The organism is Rhodococcus sp. ZPP, from assembly GCF_017656075.1.
Lineage (GTDB): Bacteria > Actinomycetota > Actinomycetes > Mycobacteriales > Mycobacteriaceae > Rhodococcus_F > Rhodococcus_F oxybenzonivorans.
The window spans coordinates 4,210,018-4,231,976 of the sequence record NZ_CP058638.1 but is presented as its reverse complement, the minus strand read 5'-3'; the positions used below and the strand labels follow the sequence as shown (position 1 = coordinate 4,231,976).

Annotated in this window: 22 protein-coding genes; 2 read left to right on the top strand and 20 right to left on the bottom strand. The window is 63.2% G+C overall.

Features of this window, described 5'->3' with window-relative positions:
- Positions 1–15 precede the first annotated feature (15 nt).
- A complete protein-coding gene (locus HYG77_RS20020) occupies positions 16–840 on the bottom strand; it encodes a mycofactocin-coupled SDR family oxidoreductase (RefSeq protein WP_208960347.1) in 825 nt (274 codons plus the stop codon).
- 178 nt (positions 841–1,018) lie between these two features.
- The gene (locus HYG77_RS20015) at positions 1,019–2,005 is read right to left on the bottom strand and encodes a GNAT family N-acetyltransferase (protein ID WP_208960346.1); all 987 of its coding nucleotides are present in this window, start codon (positions 2,003–2,005) and stop codon (positions 1,019–1,021) included.
- Between the two features lie 170 nt (positions 2,006–2,175).
- On the opposite strand from HYG77_RS20015, the gene HYG77_RS20010 reads away from it, so the two are divergent.
- Positions 2,176–3,345: an SRPBCC family protein gene (locus HYG77_RS20010; RefSeq protein ID WP_208960345.1), complete on the top strand. Its 1,170-nt coding sequence runs from the start codon at positions 2,176–2,178 to the stop codon at positions 3,343–3,345.
- Positions 3,346–3,626: 281 nt separating this feature from the next.
- Here HYG77_RS20010 and HYG77_RS20005 read toward each other — a convergent pair whose 3' ends face one another.
- The 17 genes from HYG77_RS20005 to HYG77_RS19925 form a co-directional block, all read right to left on the bottom strand.
- Positions 3,627–3,854: a ferredoxin gene (locus tag HYG77_RS20005; RefSeq protein WP_109333567.1), complete on the bottom strand. Its 228-nt coding sequence runs from the start codon at positions 3,852–3,854 to the stop codon at positions 3,627–3,629.
- A gap of 5 nt (positions 3,855–3,859) precedes the next feature.
- On the bottom strand, positions 3,860–4,741 hold the full coding sequence (locus tag HYG77_RS20000; protein WP_159923863.1) for an SDR family NAD(P)-dependent oxidoreductase: 882 nt from the start codon (positions 4,739–4,741) through the stop codon (positions 3,860–3,862).
- A gap of 106 nt (positions 4,742–4,847) precedes the next feature.
- Positions 4,848–4,994 (bottom strand): DUF1059 domain-containing protein, encoded by a 147-nt coding sequence (locus tag HYG77_RS19995; RefSeq protein WP_109333571.1) that lies wholly within the window; start codon positions 4,992–4,994, stop codon positions 4,848–4,850.
- 172 nt (positions 4,995–5,166) lie between these two features.
- Positions 5,167–6,516, bottom strand: coding sequence for an MFS transporter (locus tag HYG77_RS19990; protein ID WP_208960344.1), 1,350 nt, complete (start codon positions 6,514–6,516; stop codon positions 5,167–5,169).
- Between the two features lie 86 nt (positions 6,517–6,602).
- Complete coding sequence (locus HYG77_RS19985; protein WP_208960343.1) at positions 6,603–7,793, bottom strand: SRPBCC family protein; 1,191 nt, start codon at positions 7,791–7,793, stop codon at positions 6,603–6,605.
- 46 nt (positions 7,794–7,839) lie between these two features.
- Complete coding sequence (locus HYG77_RS19980; protein WP_109335381.1) at positions 7,840–9,255, bottom strand: aldehyde dehydrogenase family protein; 1,416 nt, start codon at positions 9,253–9,255, stop codon at positions 7,840–7,842.
- 93 nt (positions 9,256–9,348) lie between these two features.
- Entirely contained in the window at positions 9,349–10,011 is a 663-nt protein-coding gene (locus HYG77_RS19975) for a TetR/AcrR family transcriptional regulator (RefSeq protein ID WP_109333576.1), read from the bottom strand.
- Positions 10,011–10,547 (bottom strand): flavin reductase family protein, encoded by a 537-nt coding sequence (locus tag HYG77_RS19970; protein WP_208960342.1) that lies wholly within the window; start codon positions 10,545–10,547, stop codon positions 10,011–10,013. Before HYG77_RS19970 ends, HYG77_RS19975 begins: the two co-directional genes overlap by 1 nt.
- An 11-nt stretch (positions 10,548–10,558) precedes the next feature.
- Positions 10,559–10,873, bottom strand: coding sequence for a hypothetical protein (locus HYG77_RS19965; protein ID WP_208960341.1), 315 nt, complete (start codon positions 10,871–10,873; stop codon positions 10,559–10,561).
- Between the two features lie 35 nt (positions 10,874–10,908).
- Entirely contained in the window at positions 10,909–11,418 is a 510-nt protein-coding gene (locus HYG77_RS19960; RefSeq protein ID WP_244372959.1) for a hypothetical protein, read from the bottom strand.
- Positions 11,415–11,903, bottom strand: a complete 489-nt coding sequence (locus HYG77_RS19955) for a lipocalin-like domain-containing protein (RefSeq protein ID WP_109333584.1) — start codon at positions 11,901–11,903, stop codon at positions 11,415–11,417. The genes HYG77_RS19960 and HYG77_RS19955 overlap by 4 nt, the downstream gene beginning before the upstream one ends.
- Positions 11,904–11,921: 18 nt before the next feature.
- Entirely contained in the window at positions 11,922–13,097 is a 1,176-nt protein-coding gene (locus tag HYG77_RS19950) for a transporter (RefSeq protein WP_208960339.1), read from the bottom strand.
- Entirely contained in the window at positions 13,094–13,576 is a 483-nt protein-coding gene (locus HYG77_RS19945; RefSeq protein WP_109333588.1) for an OB-fold domain-containing protein, read from the bottom strand. The genes HYG77_RS19950 and HYG77_RS19945 overlap by 4 nt, the downstream gene beginning before the upstream one ends.
- A gap of 74 nt (positions 13,577–13,650) precedes the next feature.
- Positions 13,651–14,472 carry a mycofactocin-coupled SDR family oxidoreductase gene (locus tag HYG77_RS19940; RefSeq protein ID WP_105413799.1) on the bottom strand — a complete coding sequence of 274 codons (822 nt, stop codon included), beginning with the start codon at positions 14,470–14,472 and terminating at the stop codon, positions 13,651–13,653.
- A 49-nt stretch (positions 14,473–14,521) separates the two neighbouring features.
- A complete protein-coding gene (locus HYG77_RS19935; RefSeq protein WP_208960338.1) occupies positions 14,522–15,745 on the bottom strand; it encodes an LLM class flavin-dependent oxidoreductase in 1,224 nt (407 codons plus the stop codon).
- Position 15,746: 1 nt separating this feature from the next.
- Entirely contained in the window at positions 15,747–16,223 is a 477-nt protein-coding gene (locus HYG77_RS19930) for a cupin domain-containing protein (RefSeq protein WP_109333593.1), read from the bottom strand.
- Between the two features lie 172 nt (positions 16,224–16,395).
- Positions 16,396–17,778, bottom strand: a complete 1,383-nt coding sequence (locus HYG77_RS19925) for an MFS transporter (protein ID WP_208960337.1) — start codon at positions 17,776–17,778, stop codon at positions 16,396–16,398.
- 400 nt (positions 17,779–18,178) lie between these two features.
- Between HYG77_RS19925 and HYG77_RS19920 the strand changes: the two genes are divergently transcribed.
- Positions 18,179–19,417, top strand: a complete 1,239-nt coding sequence (locus HYG77_RS19920) for a cytochrome P450 (protein WP_208960336.1) — start codon at positions 18,179–18,181, stop codon at positions 19,415–19,417.
- Between the two features lie 79 nt (positions 19,418–19,496).
- On the opposite strand, the gene HYG77_RS19915 is transcribed toward HYG77_RS19920, so the two are convergent.
- A complete protein-coding gene (locus tag HYG77_RS19915) occupies positions 19,497–21,926 on the bottom strand; it encodes a CoA transferase (RefSeq protein ID WP_208960335.1) in 2,430 nt (809 codons plus the stop codon).
- Between the last annotated feature and the right edge of the window lie 33 nt (positions 21,927–21,959).

Below are 21,959 nucleotides of genomic sequence, written 5' to 3'. Positions count from 1 at the left end.
GAAGCTCCTTCGCTTTCAACGGATGTTGTAGCCGGCATCGACGGGGAATGTGACACCGGTGACGTAGCGGGCCTCGTCGGAAGCGAGGTACACGATCGCGTTGCTGATGTCGACGGCCTCGATCAGCTCGACGGGCATCGGGTTCTTGTACGACTCGTCGGCGGCGACCTCTGGGTGGGAATTGACGAACTCCCCGTATTCGGCGTTCGCGACCATCGGAGTGTTCACACCTGTGGGATGCACGGTATTGACCCGAATGCTGTGGGGAGCAAGCTGTTTCGCATACAGCCGCATGAGGCCGACGACACCGTGCTTGGCCGCGCTGTACCCGGCTTGGCCCGGCAGGGTGTTGAGGCCGATGCTTGTCAGGCCGGCGGCCGAACTGGTGATGATGATCGAGCCACCCTCACCCCGCTCGACGAGATTCGGCACGGTCACGTCGAGCACGTGCCACACACCGGTGAGCATGGTGTCGATCGCGTCGTGCCACGCCTGCCGCTGCTCACCCGGTCCGATGACGGGCATGATGCCGGCGTTCGGCAGCACGATGTCGACCTTGCCGAACTGTGCGATACCCGCGTCGTACGCAGCTTGGACGTCTTCGAGGTTCCGGACGTCGCCAACGAACGCAACGATGGCGCCTCCGGCCTCCTTGACCAGGCGTTCGGTCTCTGCGAGATCGTCGGAGGTCGCCATCGGGTAGAACACGGTCGGAATCTGGTCGCAGATGTCCATCGCGATGATGGACACACCTTCCTCGGCGAGCCGGACGGCATGCGACCTGCCCTGACCGCGCGCCGCGCCGGTGATGAATGCGACCTTGCCATCGAGCCGTCCCATGGATAGTCCTCTCCGAGTGTAGGTTCCGCCTAGTGGTGCACACAGGCAACGTGCGGGGTGATCGGATGATCGAAATGAAGTCGGCACACCATCTGTGAGCCACAACACAGACCGTAGTTGCCTACAACCATTAGGTCAACACCGAACAAGAATCGTTCTTCGTATCACCGGCAACCATTCAAAAGCTGGGCACTTCGGCCCACTCCCCGACCTGGTAACACGAGTGTTCTTCCTCCTGCTCGAACGACAACAGCCGGCACATACGCACCGCGCCTGCATCGTCCGGGTCGATACGAATCAGGGCGATCTGCGCTCCCGCGTCGCGCAGCGCCCCGAGCGCCACCACGAGCAGCGTGGTGCCCAGGCCTTCCCGCCGCGCGGCCTCGGTGAGCACGAGCGCCCGGACCGACGCGGCTTTCAGTTCGAGGTGCGTGGACACCGTCGAGTCGAACCAGACGAATCCAAGCGGTGCGCCCGAAGAATCTGTTGCAATGACCACGCTGCCGGCCCCGAGACGAATGTCGTCAGTGAGGCGTTCACGCTGCGCCGGCACCAGCGCGGCCGCATCCAACACTTCCTCGATCGACTTCGACGCCGTCGGATCTTCGAGTGGGCGAGCTTCGGCGAGCGTGATGCCGTCGGGCACCGAGACATCGTCGAGCGGGCTCGCGAACGGCCCCGACAGGTGACGGAACAGCGTCCACAACCTGCTGACCGGTGCGACGCCGAACCGGCGGGTGAGACGCTCGGACGCAGGGTGAGTGCCGTACGCCCAGCAGCGCAGGGCCACAGCGCCAGTGCCTGCCCAACCACCGTCCACGGTCGTGTCCAGACCGACCTCCTCGACGAGCATCGTTGCGATACCTCGCGACCGATACTCCGGGTGAACCACGAACTGCGCGGTACCCAGCCCCCCGTCGTCGACCTGCAGATGCAGGTACGCCACCACCACGAGCGGAGCATCGTCGCGAGCACTCAAATCTCTGCGCGCCGCGATCGGCAGGTGGTAGACCCGCACACCGTCACGGCTCGTCGAGGCCACATCGCCGGGATTGATCGAGGAGAAGCCCGCCTCGTCGTCGTATTCGGCGGCCGCCGCGACAAGTGCCAGCACCTCGTCCCGATCGCCGGAATCCAGTTCCGAACACCACTGATACGAGATCATTCGTTCGCTCCTCATCTGCCGGTTCGTCCCCATAAATCTAATGCCAATCGGTATTGGATCGCAATGGTCGAAACCTACCCGGGGACGCAGCCCGGGGTTTACAGCTAAAACTACATAAGTTAGATTTAGGATCATCGATTCGCCATCGCACCACAGCCTGGAGGGCAGCCATGACAGAGGTCGGAATCCCCCGCGAGGAACGCATCCGTCGCGCGCTCGACCATCTGCGCAACGACACCACCGACGAGTTCGAGCACGTCACGTGGTTCGAACCCGTCGAGTTCACCGATCCGGACATCGCCAAGATCGAACGTGAGCGTGTATTCGGCCGGGTTCCGTCGATCATCATCCACGGCTCCGAGATCCCCCGCGCAGGGGATTTCGTCACCCTGCAGTTACCGCGAAACAACGTCATCATCGTCCGCCAGCGCGATGGCAGCGTCAAAACCCTCGTGAACCAGTGCCGTCATCGCGGGGCCATGGTCGAGAAGGAGGAGAAAGGCCGCTGCCGCCTGTTCTCCTGCCCGTACCACCGCTGGTCCTACGATACCGACGGCAGCCTGCGCACCATCACCCGCGACAACACGTTCGGTGATGCCGACCGCTCCAAACGCAACCTCGTCCAACTACCCACCGAAGAGCGGCACGGCTTCGTCTGGGTGGTCGACGACGCCGACGCAACCATCGATGTCGCCGACTGGCTCGGGCCCGAGATGGACTCGATCATGGGGTCCTACGGCATGGACAAGATGGTGACCACTCGGGTTCAACGCTTCGACGAGCCCATCAACTGGAAGTTGATGCAGGACGCGTTCCTCGACGGGTACCACATTCAGTACGCGCACCCCAACACCGCCGCGAAGCACATCCACACGAATGTCATGGCCTTCGAGGATTTCGGAAACCATTGCCGGTTCCTCAATCTCCGCAAGACCATCGACCGATGGATCGAGGAGGACCCCGGCGATCGCAGTCTCGCCGAGCACATCACGGAAAGCCACCTGGTGGGGCCCAACAGTACGTTGCTCAAACAGCCCGACCATTTCCAGCTGCTCACCTTCCGCCCTCACCGCAGTGATCCGCAGCGCTGCCACATGGAGATTCGTCTGGTCGCGCCTACGCTCGAAGAGAGCGGCTTGACGGAGGAACGCTGGAACCGGATCTGGGACAAGAACGTCGAGATCCTGGTAGCAGTGCTCCACAACGAGGACTTCCCGATCTTGCGAGATTCACAGGTTGCCATGGACAGCGCAAACGCCGGCAACATGCTCCTCGGCCGGAACGAAGTCGCCAACCAGGTCTTCCGCCGCGCAGTCCAGAAACTCGTCAACGAGAGCTGATACCTGGGCTTCACAGTCGCGGAACTACGGACGCCGGCTTCCGCTCACTTCACGAAGGGGACCCGATCACAATCGGGTCCCCTTTCTCATCTCGACTCAGAGTTCCGGAGTGAACGGGAGCGGAAGAAGCACACTGCCACGCACCGATTCTGAAAGACGAACGGCGCGTCGCGCGTCCACGTGGTTCGTGAGCGATCGACGCGCCGTTCGGATGGCACGGAAGATAGCGAGGACCTGTCGGACATGCCGTCCGCCTTCGTAGCAGATACGTTCCGACAGGACTATTCGAGAGTCAATGCTCGTTCGGGGCACACCGCGACGGCCTCCTCGGCCGCTGCGATGTGCTCGTCGAGCACGAGTGCGTCCTGAAGGATCACCGGATACCCGGAATCGTCACAGTCGACGACCTCGGGGGAACGGCTGTAACACAAACCGTGTCCCGCGCACACCGACCGATCCACGACGAGGCGGCGCGTACCGTATTCCGTTTTCGTGTCGTGGGCAGTCATGATCGTTACTCTTCGCCGGTGACCATCGGCGGAGGGTTGTTCCCGTCTTCGGGGAACATCATGGCCACGCGAGACAACGTGCCGCCATCGGTCGTCGGCAGTGTGACACCCGAGATGTACGCGGACTCGTCCGAGACCAGGAAAAGTGCTGCTCGAGCATTGTCCTTCAGTGACGGCGGACGATTGAGTTTGAGGGGAATCGGCGACACGCTCGGCTCCCACGGACCTGCCACTTCCTCATAGGACTGACCGACGACGGGCGTACCGGCCGGGGCGAGGAAGTTCGGCGACATTCCGTGTGTCGGCGCGATCGCGTTGACGCGGATTCCATATTTGCCGAGATCCAGACTCAGGGCCCGAACCATACCGTTCACACCGGCTTTCGTCGCGGAGTACGCCGCGATGCTGTGATACGCCACGAACGACGCCGCCGACGACGTCGCCAGGATGACACCACCACCGTTGGCCCGCAGCGCCGGCACCGCAGCCTTCGCGGTGTAGAACACTCCAGACAGGTTGACGCCGATGACGTCCTGCCAATCCGCGTCCGTCAGATCCTGGAACTCGACCTGCTCGCCACCGGCGACGGACGGCACACCACCACGCGAGATGATGCCCGCATTGGCCCAGGCAATGTCGAGCTTGCCGAACGCGGCCACGGTGGCAGCCACCGCTTCGATCACCTGCTGCTCGACTCGCACATCGGCGGTGACCGCGATCGCCGAACCGCCTTGCTTTTCGACCAGCTCGACGGTGCCCTTGGCACGCTCCGGATCGATATCGACCACGGCAACCTTCGCGCCTTCCGCGGCGAACAGTTGCGACGCCTCGCGTCCCAGGCCGGAACCGGCACCGGTGATCAGCGCAACCTTACCTTCGAGTTTCATGAAGTCTCCTGTATTCGGGAATGTGTTCGGATGAATGGGAGCTGTCATCGGACAGCGGGACGACAGAGATGGGACCGGATAGCCGTGTGTCGCAGATACAGCGGTGCTAGTACGCGATGAACAGAATTTCGTCGCGTGAGTACTCCATGCCCGGATGTGACTCGCTCAAATGCTCCTGGGTTTTCATCACCAGGTCGTCTTCGTCGCTGCCGGTGATCGCGGCGCCACACGGACAGCTCAGTCTTGTCTTCATTCTCATCTCGGTCAGCCTTTCTGTGCCTCTCGTGCGGTCGGACGCTCACAGCACGTCGGCGACCGGGAAGTTCGACAGTCCCCCGAACATGTTCGACGTTACACAAGGTTATCTAATGCACGTAGGTTGTACAACCCCCGCGTCGGCTCGATCGCATCGGGAACAGTCGTGATCAGGCGGGCTCCGTGGTCTTCTCTACAGACACGTCCGACTCGGACGCGGCCATGTTCTTCCGCGGAACTAACGACACCAGCACGGCGGCAGCCACTCCGGCGAACGCAAAGGCGTAGAATGCCCAGTCGGCTCCGAGTGCAGAGCTCATGATCATTCCGGTGAGTATGGGACCGCAGACACCGCCGAGCCGGCCGAGACCCACTGCCAGCCCGAGTGCCGTGCCACGCGCGGCCGCCGGGTAGAAGACTCCGACGAATCCATAGACGCCCGTCGTCGAAGAGGCACAGAAGCCGATCACGAGAACGAGTCCGAACACGAGTGCCTGTGCCGGCTGCAGAGTCAGGGCGGACACCGCGAGCGCCCCGAAGACGAAGCTGACGGAAATGACGGGACGCGATCCCAGCCGATCCGCAAGACCCGTGATGACGATCATGCCGAATCCGCTCCCGATGTTGAAGGCGAGCAGGAATGTCAACGCAGACCCGAGGTCATAGCCGGAGGACCTCAGCATCTGAGGGATCCAGGTGTTCATGCCGTATGAGACGAGAAGGCCGAAGAAGGTGATGAGCGGGAACATGATCGTCGCGATCCTGTAGCCGGGGGCGAACAGGAGCCGCAAGCCCGATGGGGAGCCGGTACTTTCACTCTTCGACTTCTCGAGTGCCATGCCGGATTCGGCGCCCGCATCGATGGAATAGCACTGTGCCAGTTCTCGGGCCTCGTCGTGCCGACCCTTGCTTGCGAGGAAGGCAATCGATTCGGGCAGGTTTCGGTACGCGATGACAAACAACACGACACCCAGAAGGCCGCCCACTGCGAACATCGATTCCCAGCCGAAGGCAGGGATCATGAAAATGGCGGCAATTGCGACGACGCACCCGCCGATGGGAAAACCGGTTTGAATCACACCGTTGTAGAACTGTCGTCGGTCGACCTTGACGTATTCCTGCGTGAGCGCGATCAAGGTGGGGAGTGCTCCGCCGAAGCCGAGGCCGGCCAGCAGTCTGAACAGGCCGAATGATTCCAGGTTCGGCGCAATGGCGCACAACCCGGTGAACAGGCTGAAGCTCACGATGCATGCAAGTACCACGGGCCGTCGCCCGATGCGATCTGTGATGTAGCCGGCCAGCATCGCCCCGGCCATCATTCCGAACAGGGAGAGGCTGCCGATCAACCCCGCCGATGCAGTGGTGATCCCCCACTGTTCTATTTCGAGCAACGTCGGCAGGACCGCGCCGAACATGATGAGGTCGACACCATCGAGAATGGTGATAGCCAAGCAGGTGAGGACCACGGATCGGGCCCCCGAGACGGCCCTTTCCTTCCCCGGGACAGGAATCTGCGACATGTTGGCTTCCTTCGGGTCGTGTGTATCGGGGTTCGGTTTCGGTGATTGCGCGAGTGGCGCGGGTTCACCATGGGGCGCGAAGGAGCTCAGCCCCACTTGCGGGGATCTGCGAACGCGCGCCCCATCCATTGGTGGAAGTGCTGGTTGGCAATCTCGTTGCGCCCGAAATAAAGGGGTCCGACATCTGTATTCGCGACAGACTTCTGCAGGCCCTCGTTGACCACGAGGTCCTCGTCGCGTAGCACGGCCATCAGAATCTTCCAGTTCTTGTCCCACCGCGCATTCTGCTCGTCCGTCACCACCGGCTCCCGAGTGAGCAAACGCATCTGCATCCGAGTCCCGACGGCTGTGCCCGGGGCGGGGACGAAGTTGAGCACCTCCAAGTGATCCGGTTGACGGAGCACCGACATATTGGGCATCAGAAAGTGCGCCACGGTGATATGCCGATCGATGGGGGCATCCTCGGGTGCTACGTCGCGGACCGAGTCGATGCTCTTGCGAGCGGTCACCATTCGTCCGTGCCTGCCCATCGGCTCCCAAGCCTGCGCGTTGTTGTAGAAGTACGGGGCAACGGTTCCGGCATGCGTCGAGGTGATGTGGTAGCCATCGAGGAAGGCGTCCATCAACACCTTCCAGTTGATGTCCACGTCGAAGTTCTGGGCGATATGGCAGTGGTACTTGTCCATCTCCATGGCGGCGAGGGACTCGTCGAACTCTCGGCCGAGCCACTCCGCGATGTCGATCTCGCGATCACCCGCGGCGGAGTCGATGACCCAGACGAAGCCGTGCCGTTCCTCGACCGGAACCTCCAGCAGGCTCATGCAACTACGATCAATCGTCCCGAACGTATGCTCGTCCGCGATCGACCGCAGCCTGCCATCGCTGCCGTACGCCCACCCGTGGTAGCGGCACGAAAAGATGCGCTTCGAACCCTTCTCCTCGGGAACGAGTTGCGCTCCTCGATGCCGGCAGGTGTTCACGAAGCCACGCACTCTCCCATCTGCCTGCCGAACGAGAACAACTTCGTTGTTCGGCAGCTGGACGGTCGCAAAGTCGTTGTTTCCGGGCAGTTCGGTGCTGTGTGCCGCGATGATCGGCACATACCCGAACAGTTCTCTGCGCTCCCGCGCCGCCAGCCCCGGATCGGTGTAGACGCGCGGATCGACCTCGAGGATTTCCGGTGCCAAATCGGTGGTGCCATTGTCGAGGTGATCGAACATCGCCCGGGCAAAACCCGCTTTCGTCTCCTCGTCGTACGGCAGATCGGTGTAGACCATGGTGCTCACTCCTTCGGGGACCGCTGCGGGGCCCACAAGAACGTCGCTAAAGCTGCAGACTCTTGATTTCGACAAACTCTTCGAGGCCGAATGCCCCGCCCTCACGCCCGTGGCCGGATTGCTTGAATCCGCCGAACGGTGCTGCGCCATTGAACTTTCCACCGTTGACCTCGATCTGCGTTGCACGCAGTCTGCGCGCCACCGACTTCGCGCGCTCGGGGTCGGCGGACCACACAGCGCCGGCAATACCGAAAATCGTTCCGTTCGCGATTTCGATCGCGTCCTCGGTCGTGTCGTACGCAATGATCGACAGCACCGGACCGAATATTTCCTCCTGGGCGATCGTGCTGTCCGGGTCCACCTCGGAGAACACTGTGGGTTCGACGAAGAATCCGGTACGGGCAGGTGCGTCGACCGAGCCGGCGACCAGCTTCGCGCCCTCCTTGACGCCGGCACGAATGTAGCCGAGCACCCGCTCGCGCTGAGCTGCGGTCACCATGGGTCCAAGCTTCGTGTCGCCGCTCGTGGGATCGCCCGGGGCATATGCCGCCACCGCCTTTGCGGCGAGCTTCTCTGCCTCGGACAGGCGCGAGCGCGGTACGAGCAGGCGAGTCTGCGCGTTGCAGGACTGCCCGCCGTTCATGTAGCAGGCACGCACGGTGTGCGGCACGGCCTTCGCGAACTCCTCGACATCGAGGTCATCGAGCAGCACCGCGGCGCTCTTGCCGCCCAGCTCGACCGACACCCGCTTCACGGTCCCGGCGGCCAGTTCCAGCACTCGCTTACCAACCGAGTTCGATCCGGTGAAGCTGACCATGTCGATGTCCGGGTGAACGGCGATGGCCTCACCCACAATCGGACCATACCCGTGCACCATATTGAAAACTCCGGCCGGGATCCCGACCGCTTCGACCGCCTCTGCCAGAGCGTGGGCGGTGAACGGAGCAACCTCGCTGGCCTTGACGACCACCGTGCACCCGGCCACGAGCGCGGCGCCGATCTTGGCGGTGATCTGGTGCAGTGGGTAGTTCCAGGGCGTGATACATCCGATCACGCCGACCGGCTCACGCACGATAAGGGAGTTGCGGAGCGGTTCTTCCCACGGGAAGTGCTTCGCCGCGGTCACTGCCTCCCGCAGGTCGACGATGCCCAGTCCGACCTGGGCCCACCGAGCGACCCTGCGTGGGGTGCCGACCTCGGAGACGACGATGTCGGTGATGTCGTCCTGTCGCCGCTCCAGTTCGTCGGCCAGACGCGACACGAACTCGGCCCGCGTGTGCGGGGCGGTCTGCGACCACTTGCCTAAGGCCCGTCGTGCGGCAGCGACCGCCATATCGACATCCTCGGCAGCTCCGGCGGGGACGCTCCCGATGCGCTCTTCGGTTGTCGGGTTGACGACGTCGATTCGCTCCGTGCTCGTGGACGCGATCCACGTGCCATCCACATATAGTTCCAAACTCACGATGGTTCTCCCCGTAGAATTGAGTTGATGAAAATTGCCGATGCCTCGAATCGCTCGATTACCGAAAAGCACCACGGTGCAGCGACTCCACAGTCATGATCCGAGCAGATCTCGCAGGCTTTCGTCGCTTACCGGCGTGGTCGCTAGACCCAGCACCCCGGCAAGGAATCCGCGGATGGTGACCACGAAAAGCTCGCGCGACGACCACTGGTTGGCCTCGAGCGCGCGGGCGAGGGTCGGGTGTCTACGCTCGTCGACCTTAGGGAAGACCTCTGTGCTGCCGACCGGATCGCGCATGAGATCGCTCAGAGTGGTTGCGAGAGCGAGTTTCTCCAGACCGTCCAGTATCACCACCTGGAGTTGCGCCGGAACGCCCCCGTCCTCGAGGATTCGCGCACACCGTTCATACGTCCGGGTCAGGACATCACGGGGAAGAAATTGCACCAACACGAGGGCGGCATTGGGATGACGAAGGATTGCGTCGCGGTAATTGAGGCTGAGTTCGACGAACCACTCCACCCAGTCCGTACCGGACGAATACTCGGGCACCGTCGCCCCGGTCATCAGCTCCTTCGCCACCTCGGTCATGAGCTCACGACGATCAGCGAAGTGGTGGTACAACGAGGAGGTACTTACGTTCAGCTGTTTGGCCACGCGCGGCAGACTGAACGCATCCATGCCCTCGGTGTCGATGATCTCGATGCTTGCCGCGACGGTCGCACTCCGGCTGATCAGAGGCTTTGCCGGTCTCCCCATCATGTCCCACTTTCGATCGATCCGAGACTCAGCTCCACGACCCCGCCGTATCGGCTCCGATGGAAGACCAGTGGCTCCGTCACCGGATCGGACCCGAAATCGAGCATGCCGGCAACTGCGATGAGGTGATCTCCACCGTCGTGCTCCGCAGTGAGCGCCACCTCGAACCATGCTGCCACCCCCTCGAGAATCGGCGCGCCGCGCTCGGCCGGTCGCCACTGCACTCCGGCGAATTTGGGTCCGCCCGATTTCGCGAAGCGGTCGCTGAGGTCGCGTTGACCCGCGGAAAGTACGTTGATACAGAATGTCTCGGCGGTACGGATCGCCGGCCAGCTCGTCGAACGCCGATTCGGGCACAGTAAGACCTGAGGCGGATCCAGCGACAATGCCGAAAACGACTGGCAGGTGAACCCGGCCGGTTCGTCGCCCACCATCGCCGTCACCACCGTCACGCCGGAACAGAAGTGTCCCAGAACGTCGCGAAGCGCCCGCGGGTTCACAGCCGATTGTGTGCTGCTGTCCGATCGTGTCGACACGTATGGTCCTCTCATACTCTCAGTGCGATGTGCACCCTGATTTCACCTGCGGGACTCAGCCATCCGCGGTGATCAGCGAACTCGATCATTGCTTCGAATCGTTTCGACCACGACGGGTCCAATGCCTGCTCCCCCGCAAGGGCGCGGATCGTGTCCGGTTTGACGAAGACCTGCTGGGCGCCGGACGGTCGGCCGAGGGCCGAGAGTCGGTCTGCCCAGATTCTGTACTTCGGGTCGGCCGATTCGATATGGAGGGAGCCGAACTCGTCGGCGTCTTCGAGTCGGAATTGTGACTTACCGGAAATCTCGTCAACCACGATTCGCATGGGTTTCTCCCCCGTTCGTGGTGGTGTGGTGAAAGCTAGTGGGCATGTTGTCGCACCGCCGATTCCTGCACCGGTCCGCGGGCTTCGAGGATGGGCAGCACTTCATCCAGCAGTAATTGCACACATGCATCGCGTGTGTTCCTCTCGGTGACAGCAGGAACGACAGTGACGCCGTCGGCAATGTCGGCCGCGCGGATGTCGAGGATCAGACTTGCCAGGCCGCTCGGCGTTCCGACGTAGACGACGGTGTCGCCTTCCGTCATGCCAGTTGCCGACGGGCGCCTCTGTCCTGCGCCGGCTTCGAAGCGCGCGGTGCGAGCGTCCGGCGCGATATGGACGACGACGTCGAGCAGTACGTCGACCCGGCCGCCGGATGTGTCGCCCGCGGCCCGAATGTGGGCACGCTTCTTCTGCGCCTCTCGAAGGTTCGGGGCTGTAATTCGCACTGTGCGGGCGTCATCCTGGCGCCGCACCACGATGGTGCTGTCGACCGGCGCGTCTGGCGTCGACAGGTCCACGGCCACGGTGAGCTGTACCCCGTTCACGACGTGGTCCGTCCCGTATGGGGTGCGGTTCGTCGCCACACCAGTGCCGGTGACAGGGTCGTGGTGCGGAACACCAATGGATCCGAGGACAGGGTCATCCGGTCACCGTCGAAGCGCACATGCCGCTTCTGGTTCTCACCGAGCCAGTTCGGGTACAGCGATACCGCCATCTCGTGCCATACGGCGGAGTCATCCTCGTCGACGTGGTAGGGCCCCGAATACGCAAGGTAACCCCCGGCGGCCTCGCTTCGTTCGCTGATCTCGCCACTGTGGACGTTTCGCGAGCGGTACGGTGTTCGGCCAGGGCGCATGATCTGTGCCGACATGAACCCGTCCGCCGAGTAGATGATCAATCCGCGGGCCTCGGGACCAAGGGGGTAGTCGACTTTCCCACTGTTCGAGGTCGTCGAGTACTCGACCAGTTCCCAGGCCCCGACGATTCGTTCGGCGATCGAGACGCCTTCGGTGTCGGTGTCAGTGCTCATGTCATGCTTCCTTTCAGCTCACAGCACGTCGCGCGTGCAGAGAAGGACCGAGCTCGACAATGCGGCCATGGGCCCGCCGATGAAGAGCGAGACCTGCGCATCGGGAACCTGGTTGGTGGAGGTTCCACGCACCTGGCGCACGGCCTCGACTGCCAGACCCATTCCGTTGACGAACGAATCCGCGAGGTTTCCACCACTGGTATTCACCGGGAGCAGCCCGTGCGGGGCGGTCAGATTCTCGAGTGTCATGACCTTGCCGGCCTCGGCACCGGGTGGGCACAGACCGTGATCGATCAGTGCAGCCACACCCGAGCCACTGAAGTTCTCGTATACCTGGACGACGTCGACCTGGTCCGGACGGAGGTCGGCATCCGCCCACAAGGTTTCGGCAACTCCGGCGGCTCCGGAGAATCCGGCCGAGGTGTAGTCGAGATCGTTCTCGCTGTCGACAGCGTATCCGCCGACCGCACCCTGACTGCCGGCCAGCACGTAGGCCGGACTGGGTGAAAGTTCCTCGGCGCGGTCGGCGGCAACCAGGATGAGTGCCACAGCCCCGTCGTTCTCCCGTGAGCAGTCGTACAGCCGGTAGGGCTCGACGATCATCCGGGATGCTTCGTATTCGGCTTCGTCGAGCGGGCGGCCGTACGCGGCGGCGTACGGGTTGCGCTGCGCGTGGAAGTAGTCGGCGAGAACCAGGGATCTCATAGCGGATTCCGGAACACCGTCGTGTTCGAGCATCCGTCGGGTGCGCAGCGCGCAGGCTTGCGCCGGCGATCCAACCCCATGCGGGAGCATATGGCCGTCGAAGTGATGCTTGGCGTATCCGAGTCGGCCGGAATCCTGCTGTGCCATGGCGCGATACACGACCACGCACCGCGCTTGCCCTGCAGCGATAGCGACCGCAGCGTTGGTGATCGCCGCGGCAGCACCACCTCCGCCACCACCCCAGATCATGGTGGACCATCGGATCCGGGGCGACATGAGCGACGCACCCACGACAGTCCCGTCGTTGTCACCGCCCCCGTACGAGACGAATCCGTCGATTTCGCATGGTGACACACCGGCGTCAGCAGCAGCCTCGACGATGGCTCGCAAAGTCATCCGGAGTTCACTGTCCGGCGATTCTCCTCGCTTGTAATGGAATTCACTGGCACCCACGACGGCTGCGGCACCACGGAGGAAGGTATCGGTCATTGTCCGGTTCTCCGTTCGGTCTCGGTGGTAGTGCTCGCCATGCGCCAGCGCAGCACCGGCCAGGGTGCATCGGCGGGCTGCTGGATGATCCCCGCAACCGCATCACCGATGGCAATGTCACCGGCACCATTCTCGGCGAGCAGACCGAGTACTCGTCGTCCGCCGGCTTCCGGAAGTTCGACGAGAACTGTGACGAACGGCAATTCGCCGGCCAGCTCCGGGATGAAGGGGTGCCAGGTCCGCGACCACGAGAAGATTCGTCCGACCGGTTCCACTGCAGTCCATTTCGGGTCGAACGTCTGACACCGTCCGCACATCCACCGCGGTCCCCAGATCCACAGGTCACACTCTCCGCACCTTTGCAGCCTCAGCTCACCCGCCTGCAGACCCTCCCAGTACGGCAGGTCGAGGCCGTCTGCGTACGGGCCGGCCAAGGCCGTGGCCGGAAACTCGCGGGCTGTTCCGGCACCCGGTGTCATCGGATCGCTCCACTCTCGTGAATTGGCATATCGCTTCCTTCTGCTGCAGGCGGGCGCCGTGGGGAACCCGACGATCAGTGCTTGGTCAGGTAACCCGCATCGATCGGCAGGTCGATTCCGGTCACGTACTTGGCGGCGTCGGAAACAAGCCACAACACGGCGTCGGAGATGTCCTGCGGTTCGAGCATCATCACGTCCAGCAGATTCGTGCGGTCGTTGTGCTTCCACTTCCGCACCACGTGCGGCAACACTTTCGACAGGCCGGCCGCCATCGGGGAATTGACCCCTGTCGGGTTCACCGTGTTGACACGGATGTTGTAGTCGGCGAGCTCGAATGCGAGGGTGTCCTTCAGCCCCTGCAGGCCATGCTTCGCGGCGCCGTAGTGCCCCCACGACGGGGAAGCACCCAGCCCGTCGACCGACGAGGTGATCACGATCGATCCGCCGCGGCCACCCTCGATCATCGCGGGGACGACAGCTTTGCAGGCCTTCCACGCGCCGGTGAGGTTGACGTCGAGCATCGTCTGCCACGCGTCGTCTTCGATCTCGATCGTCGACTCGGCGTGATCATGGATGCCGGCGTTCGCCAGCAGGATGTCGATACGTCCGAACTGAGAGACGGCCAGATCCGCGACAGCCCTCATGTCTGCACTGCTCCGGACATCCGCTTGCATGCCGGCGATTTCGCCACCGGCTTCCTTGACGAGCTGGATCGTCTCCTCGAGATCATCCGATGTCGCGAGTGCATACTGCACCTCGTCGATCGGTGCCGCGATGTCGCAGACCACGATCTTGGCCCCCGCACCGGCAAGTGTGAGCGCATGTGAGCGGCCCTGTCCTCGTGCACCGCCGGTGATGACTGCAACTTTTCCGTCGAGTCCGTCGAGAGAGGTCATCGATTCTCCTGATTCGAAGTGGGTAGTGATGTAAGAATTGCCGGACGTACTACCCTGTGCTCTTCGCGCGTTCGTAGTCTTGTGTCGCCTGGCTGATGCCGGTCGCGAAGCGCTCGCTGAAGCCTTCCTTGCGTGCCTGTGTCCAGTGGTAGGAGTTCAGCAGTGGTTCGCAGGTGCCTGTAAATCGGGGCATGACGTCGCGCATGAGGATGCGGTACATGCGCGAGGTTGCCTCGATGTCTGCCCAGTCGTGTGCTGTCGCGAGGAAGGTGCCGAATCCACCAGTGCGGTCGATGATTTTCTGGATGTAGTCGATGGCATCGTTCGCATCGCCGATGCAGCCGTATCCGGACTCGTTGACACGCCGGACCAGTTCCTCGTGCGCGACTTCTTCACCCGGTTCGATCATTTTCATCGGGGTGACGACGTGGCGGTAGTCCATGAAGTCGCGCAGCCCGTACCGGGTGTCTTCGACGGCTTGCTCGAAGGTGTCGGCGATATGGATGTTGCCGACGATCGCCCAATCGTTCCGATCGACGCTCTGCCCGTACACATTCGCCTCGTGGGTGGTGATATCCCAGGTCTGGGAGAGCAACTCGACCGACTTGGCGCTCGTTCCCCCGATAGACAGCAGGCCGAGCCCGTACTTACCGGCCAGCTTCGGGCCCGACGGCGACATCGCGGCCGCCACAGTAATCGGTACCCCCGGGTACGAGTAGGGGCCGAGTTGGACTCGCGCGTCCTCGAGAGAGAACCATTCAGTCTTCCGGTCGACGGGTCCCGGTGTGTTGAGCAATTCCAGGATGGCGTCGAGGGATTCTTCCATCCGCGGCCGCAACACGTTGTAGTCCATGCCCATCATCTGCGAATCGGCCACGAGCGCACCCGGCCCGACTCCGATACGTATGCGGCCACGGGTCATGTGGTCCAGGAAGGTGATGCGATCGGCCACCATCAAAGGATGGTGGTAGGGAAGGGATATGACGCCACTGCACAGCTCGATACGCGACGTGCGCTGCGCGGCTGCGGCAATCATCAACTCGGGCGAGGGCCCGACCTCGTACCCACCACTGTGATGCTCCCCGAACCACACCTGATGGAATCCGAGCCGATCGAGGTCCTCGACATGGCGGAGGTCCTGTTCGATCGCCATCGTGGGGTTACGCCGAGGGTTGTGGTACGGCGGAAGGAACACTCCACACCGCAGTGGTGCCGTCCTCGAGGTCGGTGCATTGTTCACGGCCGACCCGTTATTCCCAGCTTCCGGTTCCATTTCAGATCTCCTGTCGGTCGTTGCGTGCGGCGCCGCAGATGGTGACGATGGCGCGTGCCGTCTCGTCTCCACGGTTGTGCCACCGATGCTTGTTGCCGTTGACGACCACCGTGTCGCCGGCGTTCAGTTCGATTTCCGCTCCGCTGTCGAGTTCGAGGACGAGCGAGCCCTCGAGAAGCACGTGCACGTCCACGGAATCCGTGCGGTGGAATCCGGGCGCATCGTCGTCCATTTCGACGATTCCGTTGTCACTGTCGCCGACCCGTCCGGGCTCGAGCACCCAGCCGATCACCCAGACGCCACCGGGAGCGGGAAATCCGACCGTTTCGGGCACGTGGCCCGCGTTGGGTACCTCTGGAATGGCATCGGAACGCCAGATCGGGTCGAGGCCTGCGGCGTCGATTCTCTCGATCGTCTCGTCGGCGACCAGCACGGCTGTACCGTTCTGTTCTGCAGCGATAACGCGGCGAAAGCTCATGTAATGCCCTTCGGAATGATACCGAGACCGGTCAACTTTCGACCTTCCCGCCCGGCAAAGACTTCACATCGTTCAAGTCCACGGAAGTTGAATCGCCCGTGCCGTGGATCACATCCTTTTAATCTAATGCCTTTCGGTTGGATCGACAAGCCCGGACAGGCCTTCGTTGCAGTCAGCCCGATACCAGGACGCTCGCGGAGGAGGATTCGGCATCAACCGGTCCCCCAGACCCCTTCCTGCGACGCAGAGTGACCGCGAAGCACACCACCAGCAGCCCTGCAATGGCCGCTGGGATCGCAGACAACAGGAGAACTGTCGCGCTCGCCATACTCGTGGCGAGCAAAGCCCCACCCAGCGCCGGCGCGAACAGGCCACCCATCCGGCTGACTCCGAAGGCCCAGCCGATCCCCGTCGCACGTACCGCTGTGGGATATGCCTGCGCTGCGACCGACGTCAGAGCCGCCGCCAGCCCGATCGCGCCGAAGCCGAGGGTGAAGCACAGGGCGCCCACAGCGGCGGTCGACCCACCGCCCGTCAAGATCCATGCCAGCAGCGACACCGACGCTATGGTGGCGAGGGGACCGAGAACTGCAGCGGCGACTTTGATCCGGGTTCGGTCCATGGCAACGCCCAACACCAGTGCGCCGACGATGCCACCCAGGGTCGCCAACGATGTCGCGAGTAGTGCAGCACTATCCTGCACCCCGTTGTCGGTGAGAATCGTGGCCAGCCAGCTGAGGACGAAATAGCTACCGAAGAGCGCAAAGAACATCATCGACCAGATGAGGACGGTGAGGGTCGCCCTGCCCTTCACAAAGAGCGCGGCAACACGTGCGCCGACCGGCTGAGGGGGCAGGAGATACTCGGTGTCGGCACTGTGCGGCGTGCGGGTGTCGATCTTGTCCAGAATGGTCGCAACCTTCGTGGTGCGGCCCACCTTGGCCAGGAATTCGACGGACTCGGGCAGCCAACACCATGTGCCGACGAGAATGATGAGAGGAACGATTCCCGCGACCAGGAGGAGCGCCTCCCCGCCGTGCACGGGCACGATCCGTGAAGCGATCAATCCGACGACGAGCCCGCCGACCGCCGTGCCGGAACTCAGCACGGTGACAGTGGTCGCCTTCAATCGGGACGGCGAGTATTCGTTACCCAACGCGAACCCGTTCGGCACGGCTGCACCGATCCCGAGCCCTGCAACGAAACGACACACTGCGAGCACCAGGACCGATGTAGCGAAGAACGAGGGAATGGCAGCGAGGCCGAAGACGAGGATCCCGAGGCCCATGATCCGCTTGCGCCCGTATCGATCCGCCAGTGGAGCGATCAGAAAGTTCGAGAGAATCTCGCCGACCAGTGCAGCCATCACCACAATCGAGAAATCGGCCGGCGACACACCGTATGAATCCGCAAGGCTCGGAATGGCATAGCCGATCGACAGCACGTTGAAACCGTCAGCGAATGCCAGTGCCAAGCAGATGGCTATCGCCCGCCACTGGAATCGAGACACGGGAGCACGGTCGATGATCTCCGTGATCCTGACAGATGAAGTCAATTCAGTGAACCTTCTGTGAGATGGGGTCGATCGACCCGTTCCGGATCTTCGGCATGACAGGTTTCCCACAATGCTTTCGGCCCATCGAGACATGATCAGGCCGACGGATACCGAGCCGTGATACACGACTTCCCATGTATCGCAGTGCTGCGGATCACATGCGCTTAATCTAAATGCTATCGGTTAACTCGTCAAGCAACGCACACTTTTCCGGAATTGCGGATCGGGCTTTTCAGGAACTCACGGTTGACCGCGGGTAATCGCTGATCTACCTTCATCGCAAGGCGATCGCCTACTCACCCCAGCCCTCACCCCGCGGCGACAGCACTCGTCCCGGCCTTTCCGGGCAATGGCCATCCGCGGGCGCTTTTCGGGCCGCTCCCCTACGCGAAGGATCCCGATGACCTCGACACAGCTCGATCTTCCCGAACATCTGATCACCGATTTCGATGTGTACGACCCGTCCCTGGCCGTGCCCGCCGACGTGTTCCAGGAGCGCGTGGCCGCGCTGCGCAAGCAAGGGCCGGTCCTCTACTCCCCGCATCACGGGGGCCATTGGGTGGTCACGCGGTACAAAGAAGCGCTTCAGGTACTCCAGGATCCGGAGACGTTCTCGAGCTTTCCGAACAATCTGCTCAATGCCGCGCAGGGCAAGTTCCTTCCGCTCGAACTCGATCCGCCGGAACACAGCTACTACCGGCAGGCACTGCAGCCGCTGTTCAGCCCCAAGCAGATGAAGGCGCTCGAGCCCGAGATCCGGAAAATAATCACCGAGCTGATCGACCAATTCGCCCACAAAGGCGAATGCGAGTTCATCTCGGAGTTCGCACACGAGCTGCCGACTCGAATCTTCCTTGCGCTCATGGGATGGCCGCTGAGCGACGCGCCACAGTTCACGGAGTGGACCGACATCACCCTGCAGGGCATCCCCGGGGCGAGCGAGGCGGAATCGGCCGAGGCGCGCGCGAAGGCGGCCGGAGAGATTTACGAGTACTTCGGGAAGGTCGTCGCGCGAGTTCGATCCGGTGAAGACAGTTCCGAGAGCCTCACCGCGCAGATCATCAACACCCCGCTCGACGTCGACGGAACGCCTCGGCCACTCACCGACGAGGAACTGAGCCGGATGTTCTTCCTGCTGCTCGTCGCGGGACTGCACACCGTCCAGGGTGCTCTCGCCTGGGGGTTGATTCACCTGTCGCACAATCCCGAGCAGCGCGAGGCGATCATCGACGACCCGACGCTGATTCCGTCGGCAGTGGAGGAGATCCTGCGGATCGAAACTGCCACGAGCAGCGGGCGTCGCGCGACCCGGGATGCCGAGATCGGTGGTGTCTCCATCAAGGCCGGCGATCAACTGTTGGTCGTCATGACGTCCGCCAACCGCGACGACGATGAGTTCGACAGCCCTGAAGAGCTACAGATCGAACGGCACCCCAACCGACACATCGGGTTCGGCGCCGGGCCGCACCGCTGCCTCGGCTCCCATCTCGCGCGGCTCGAACTGCGACTCGCGATGGAGGAGATCCACAGGAGGATTCCCGACTACGCGCTGGTTCCGGACAACCCCGCGGTCTTCCATTCGTCCCAGGTTCGCGGATGCGAGAAGCTACCGATCACGTTCACGCCGTCGACGCACTGATCTCCGTCGACCCGGTCGCGGGAACGCAGTCCGAACAGTAGAAGGTCCCCGGAGAAATCCGGGGACCTTCTCTGCTGTGTCACACCGTGGAGGAGACCGGTGACAGCGCCGGATCGTCCGCGGGCGGTTGCAGCACACCGTCGTGCACGAGCGAATCGATCTCGACAGTGCTCAGTCCGAGCACTTCCTCGCAGATTGCCCGTGTCTGCGCACCTGCCAGGGGTGCTTGCCGCAGCGGCCAGTCCGGCAAGGCCGCGAAGTGCGCCACCTGCTTCGCCGTCGGAAGCGGCGCCGGAAGCAGCTCGTGTTCGAGCTCGGTGTAGGCACCCCGCGCGGTCAGGTGCGGATTGGTCAACAGGTCCGGCAGCCGGATCATCGCGCCGGTCGGTATCCCGACGGCCTGCAACGTCTCCATCGCTTCGGTCGGCGTGTGCAGCAACAGCCACTGCGCCAGCACCTCGTCGGCCTCGGCCCGGTGCGCAATTCTGAGCTCGGCGGTGGCGAACCGCAGATCGTCGACGAGGTCGGGGCGTCGGAGCACCCCGCACAGCGCGACCCAGTCGGCGTCGTCGCGGACGGTGACGACACACCACTCGTCGTCGCCCGCACACGCGTACACCCCGGAGGGCGCCGAGTACGGATCGGAATTGCCAGGTGCGCTGATCGAGCCCGGCGCGAGGTGTTCGGCGACGAGTTGGTTGCCGAGTTGGACGATCGCTGTGTCGGCCTGGGCGACTTCGATGGCGGCACCGCGTCCAGTCTGCAGCCGGTGGATCAACGTGGCGAGAATGGCGGTGGCGGTGACCTGTCCAGCGATATGGTCGGGGTAGACGGTCGAGCCGTCACACAATCCGTCGGAAGTATCGGAGTATCGCCAGAGCGCCGAGACGCCGCAGGCTGCCCGAACCAACGGACCGTAGCCCAGTCGCTTGTTCCACGGGCCGACACTGCCGAAGGCGCTGCTCTCCGACACGATGATGCGCGGATTGATCGCGGTGAGCTCGTCGTACGACAGACCCATCGAAGCAAGGGTCCCGGGCTTGAAATTGGCGAGCACGATGTCCGCTTCCGCAGCCAGGCGCTTGAAGATCCGGATACCCTCGGGGCTGCGCAGGTTGATCCCGAGGCTGCGGCGATTGCGATGGCCCCAGGCGACGGATGCCGCCAGCGCAGCGCCGCGCTTGGATTGGCGCAGCCCGTCGGGGAACTGAGAGTTCTCGATCTTGATGACGTCGGCACCGTTGTCCGCGAACTGGCGCCCGAGCTCGGCGCCGAACACCACGACACCCATATCGAGGACCCGAAGCCCCTCGAACGGACGTGCGCCCGGCTCGCGCTGCGGTGCGGGTATAGAAACGCAGGCGTCGACCCCGGCGGACCGGAGAACCAGATCGTTGTGCTCCCCGAGCTGCGGTGCACGGGAGCGCAAGCCGGCGCGTTCGCCGTTGATCTTCGCGTATCCGGACGGGACCCGAGCAGTGAGGCCGGAGGCGATTTCGGCGTCGACGAACGTACCGGACGCAGCGAAGTGCTCGGTGGTCAATACCTCGGCCACGGTGTTGAGGCCGCCGATCGGAATTCCGCGCGCAGCACCTTCCGCGACAAGGTCGTCGCGGGTGTACGTGCTGAACAGCTGTTCGATGAGCGGATTGAGCCGCTCGGATGCGGCGAACCTGGCGGGAATGGTGTCGTACTTCGGATCCGCGAATTCTTCCGGCCGACCCAACCATTCGTACATCGCTTGCCACTGACGCTTCGCGAGCAGGCAGATTCGCACCTGCCCGTCGCCGCACCGATACACCGGGTAGAAGTTGGCCGCATCAGGCCGGCCCCGGGGGAAGTCCTCGGATCGACCCGCGGCAGCGGAGCCCTGCACACCGAATCCGGGGTCGAAACCGTGCACGATAACCTCGAACGCAGAGATATCGACGAACTGCCCGTGACCGGTATGCAAACGGTCGTAGTAGGCGAGCAGCGCGGACCATGCCGTATGAACACCCACCGATTCGTCGATCAGCCCGTTCGGCGGCAGCAGCGGGGCCTCTCCCGGCTCACCGGAGCGCGAGAGCACACCGCTCAGCGCGTAGAGGACCTGCTCGGTCGCCGCCCAGTCGCGATACGGACCGTTCTGACCGAAGCCGCTGATCGACACGGCCACGAGCGCGGGATTGACGTGGCACAGGTCTGCGGCGCCCACCCCACGGGTGGCCAGAAAGCCCAGCGGGAACGACTCCAGGAGAATGTCCGAGCGCTGTGCCAGCAAGCGCAGCCGTTCCCGGTCGTCGTCCGTGTCGAGGTCGAGCACGATGCCGCGCTTGTTGGAGTTGCGCAGCGCGAACGGGATGCTCACTCCGTCCCGTATCGGCTGGGCCGTGCGCGAGGCCGATCCTCCCGGAAGTTCGACGCGGACGACCTCGGCGCCGAGGTCGGCGAGAAACCGCCCCGCCGTGTCCCCGAATCCGTCCGTCAGCTCCAATACCCGGACACCCTGCAGAGGTAGTGCCATCATGCGCTCCAAAGTGTGTGCTCGTCGCGGACTATG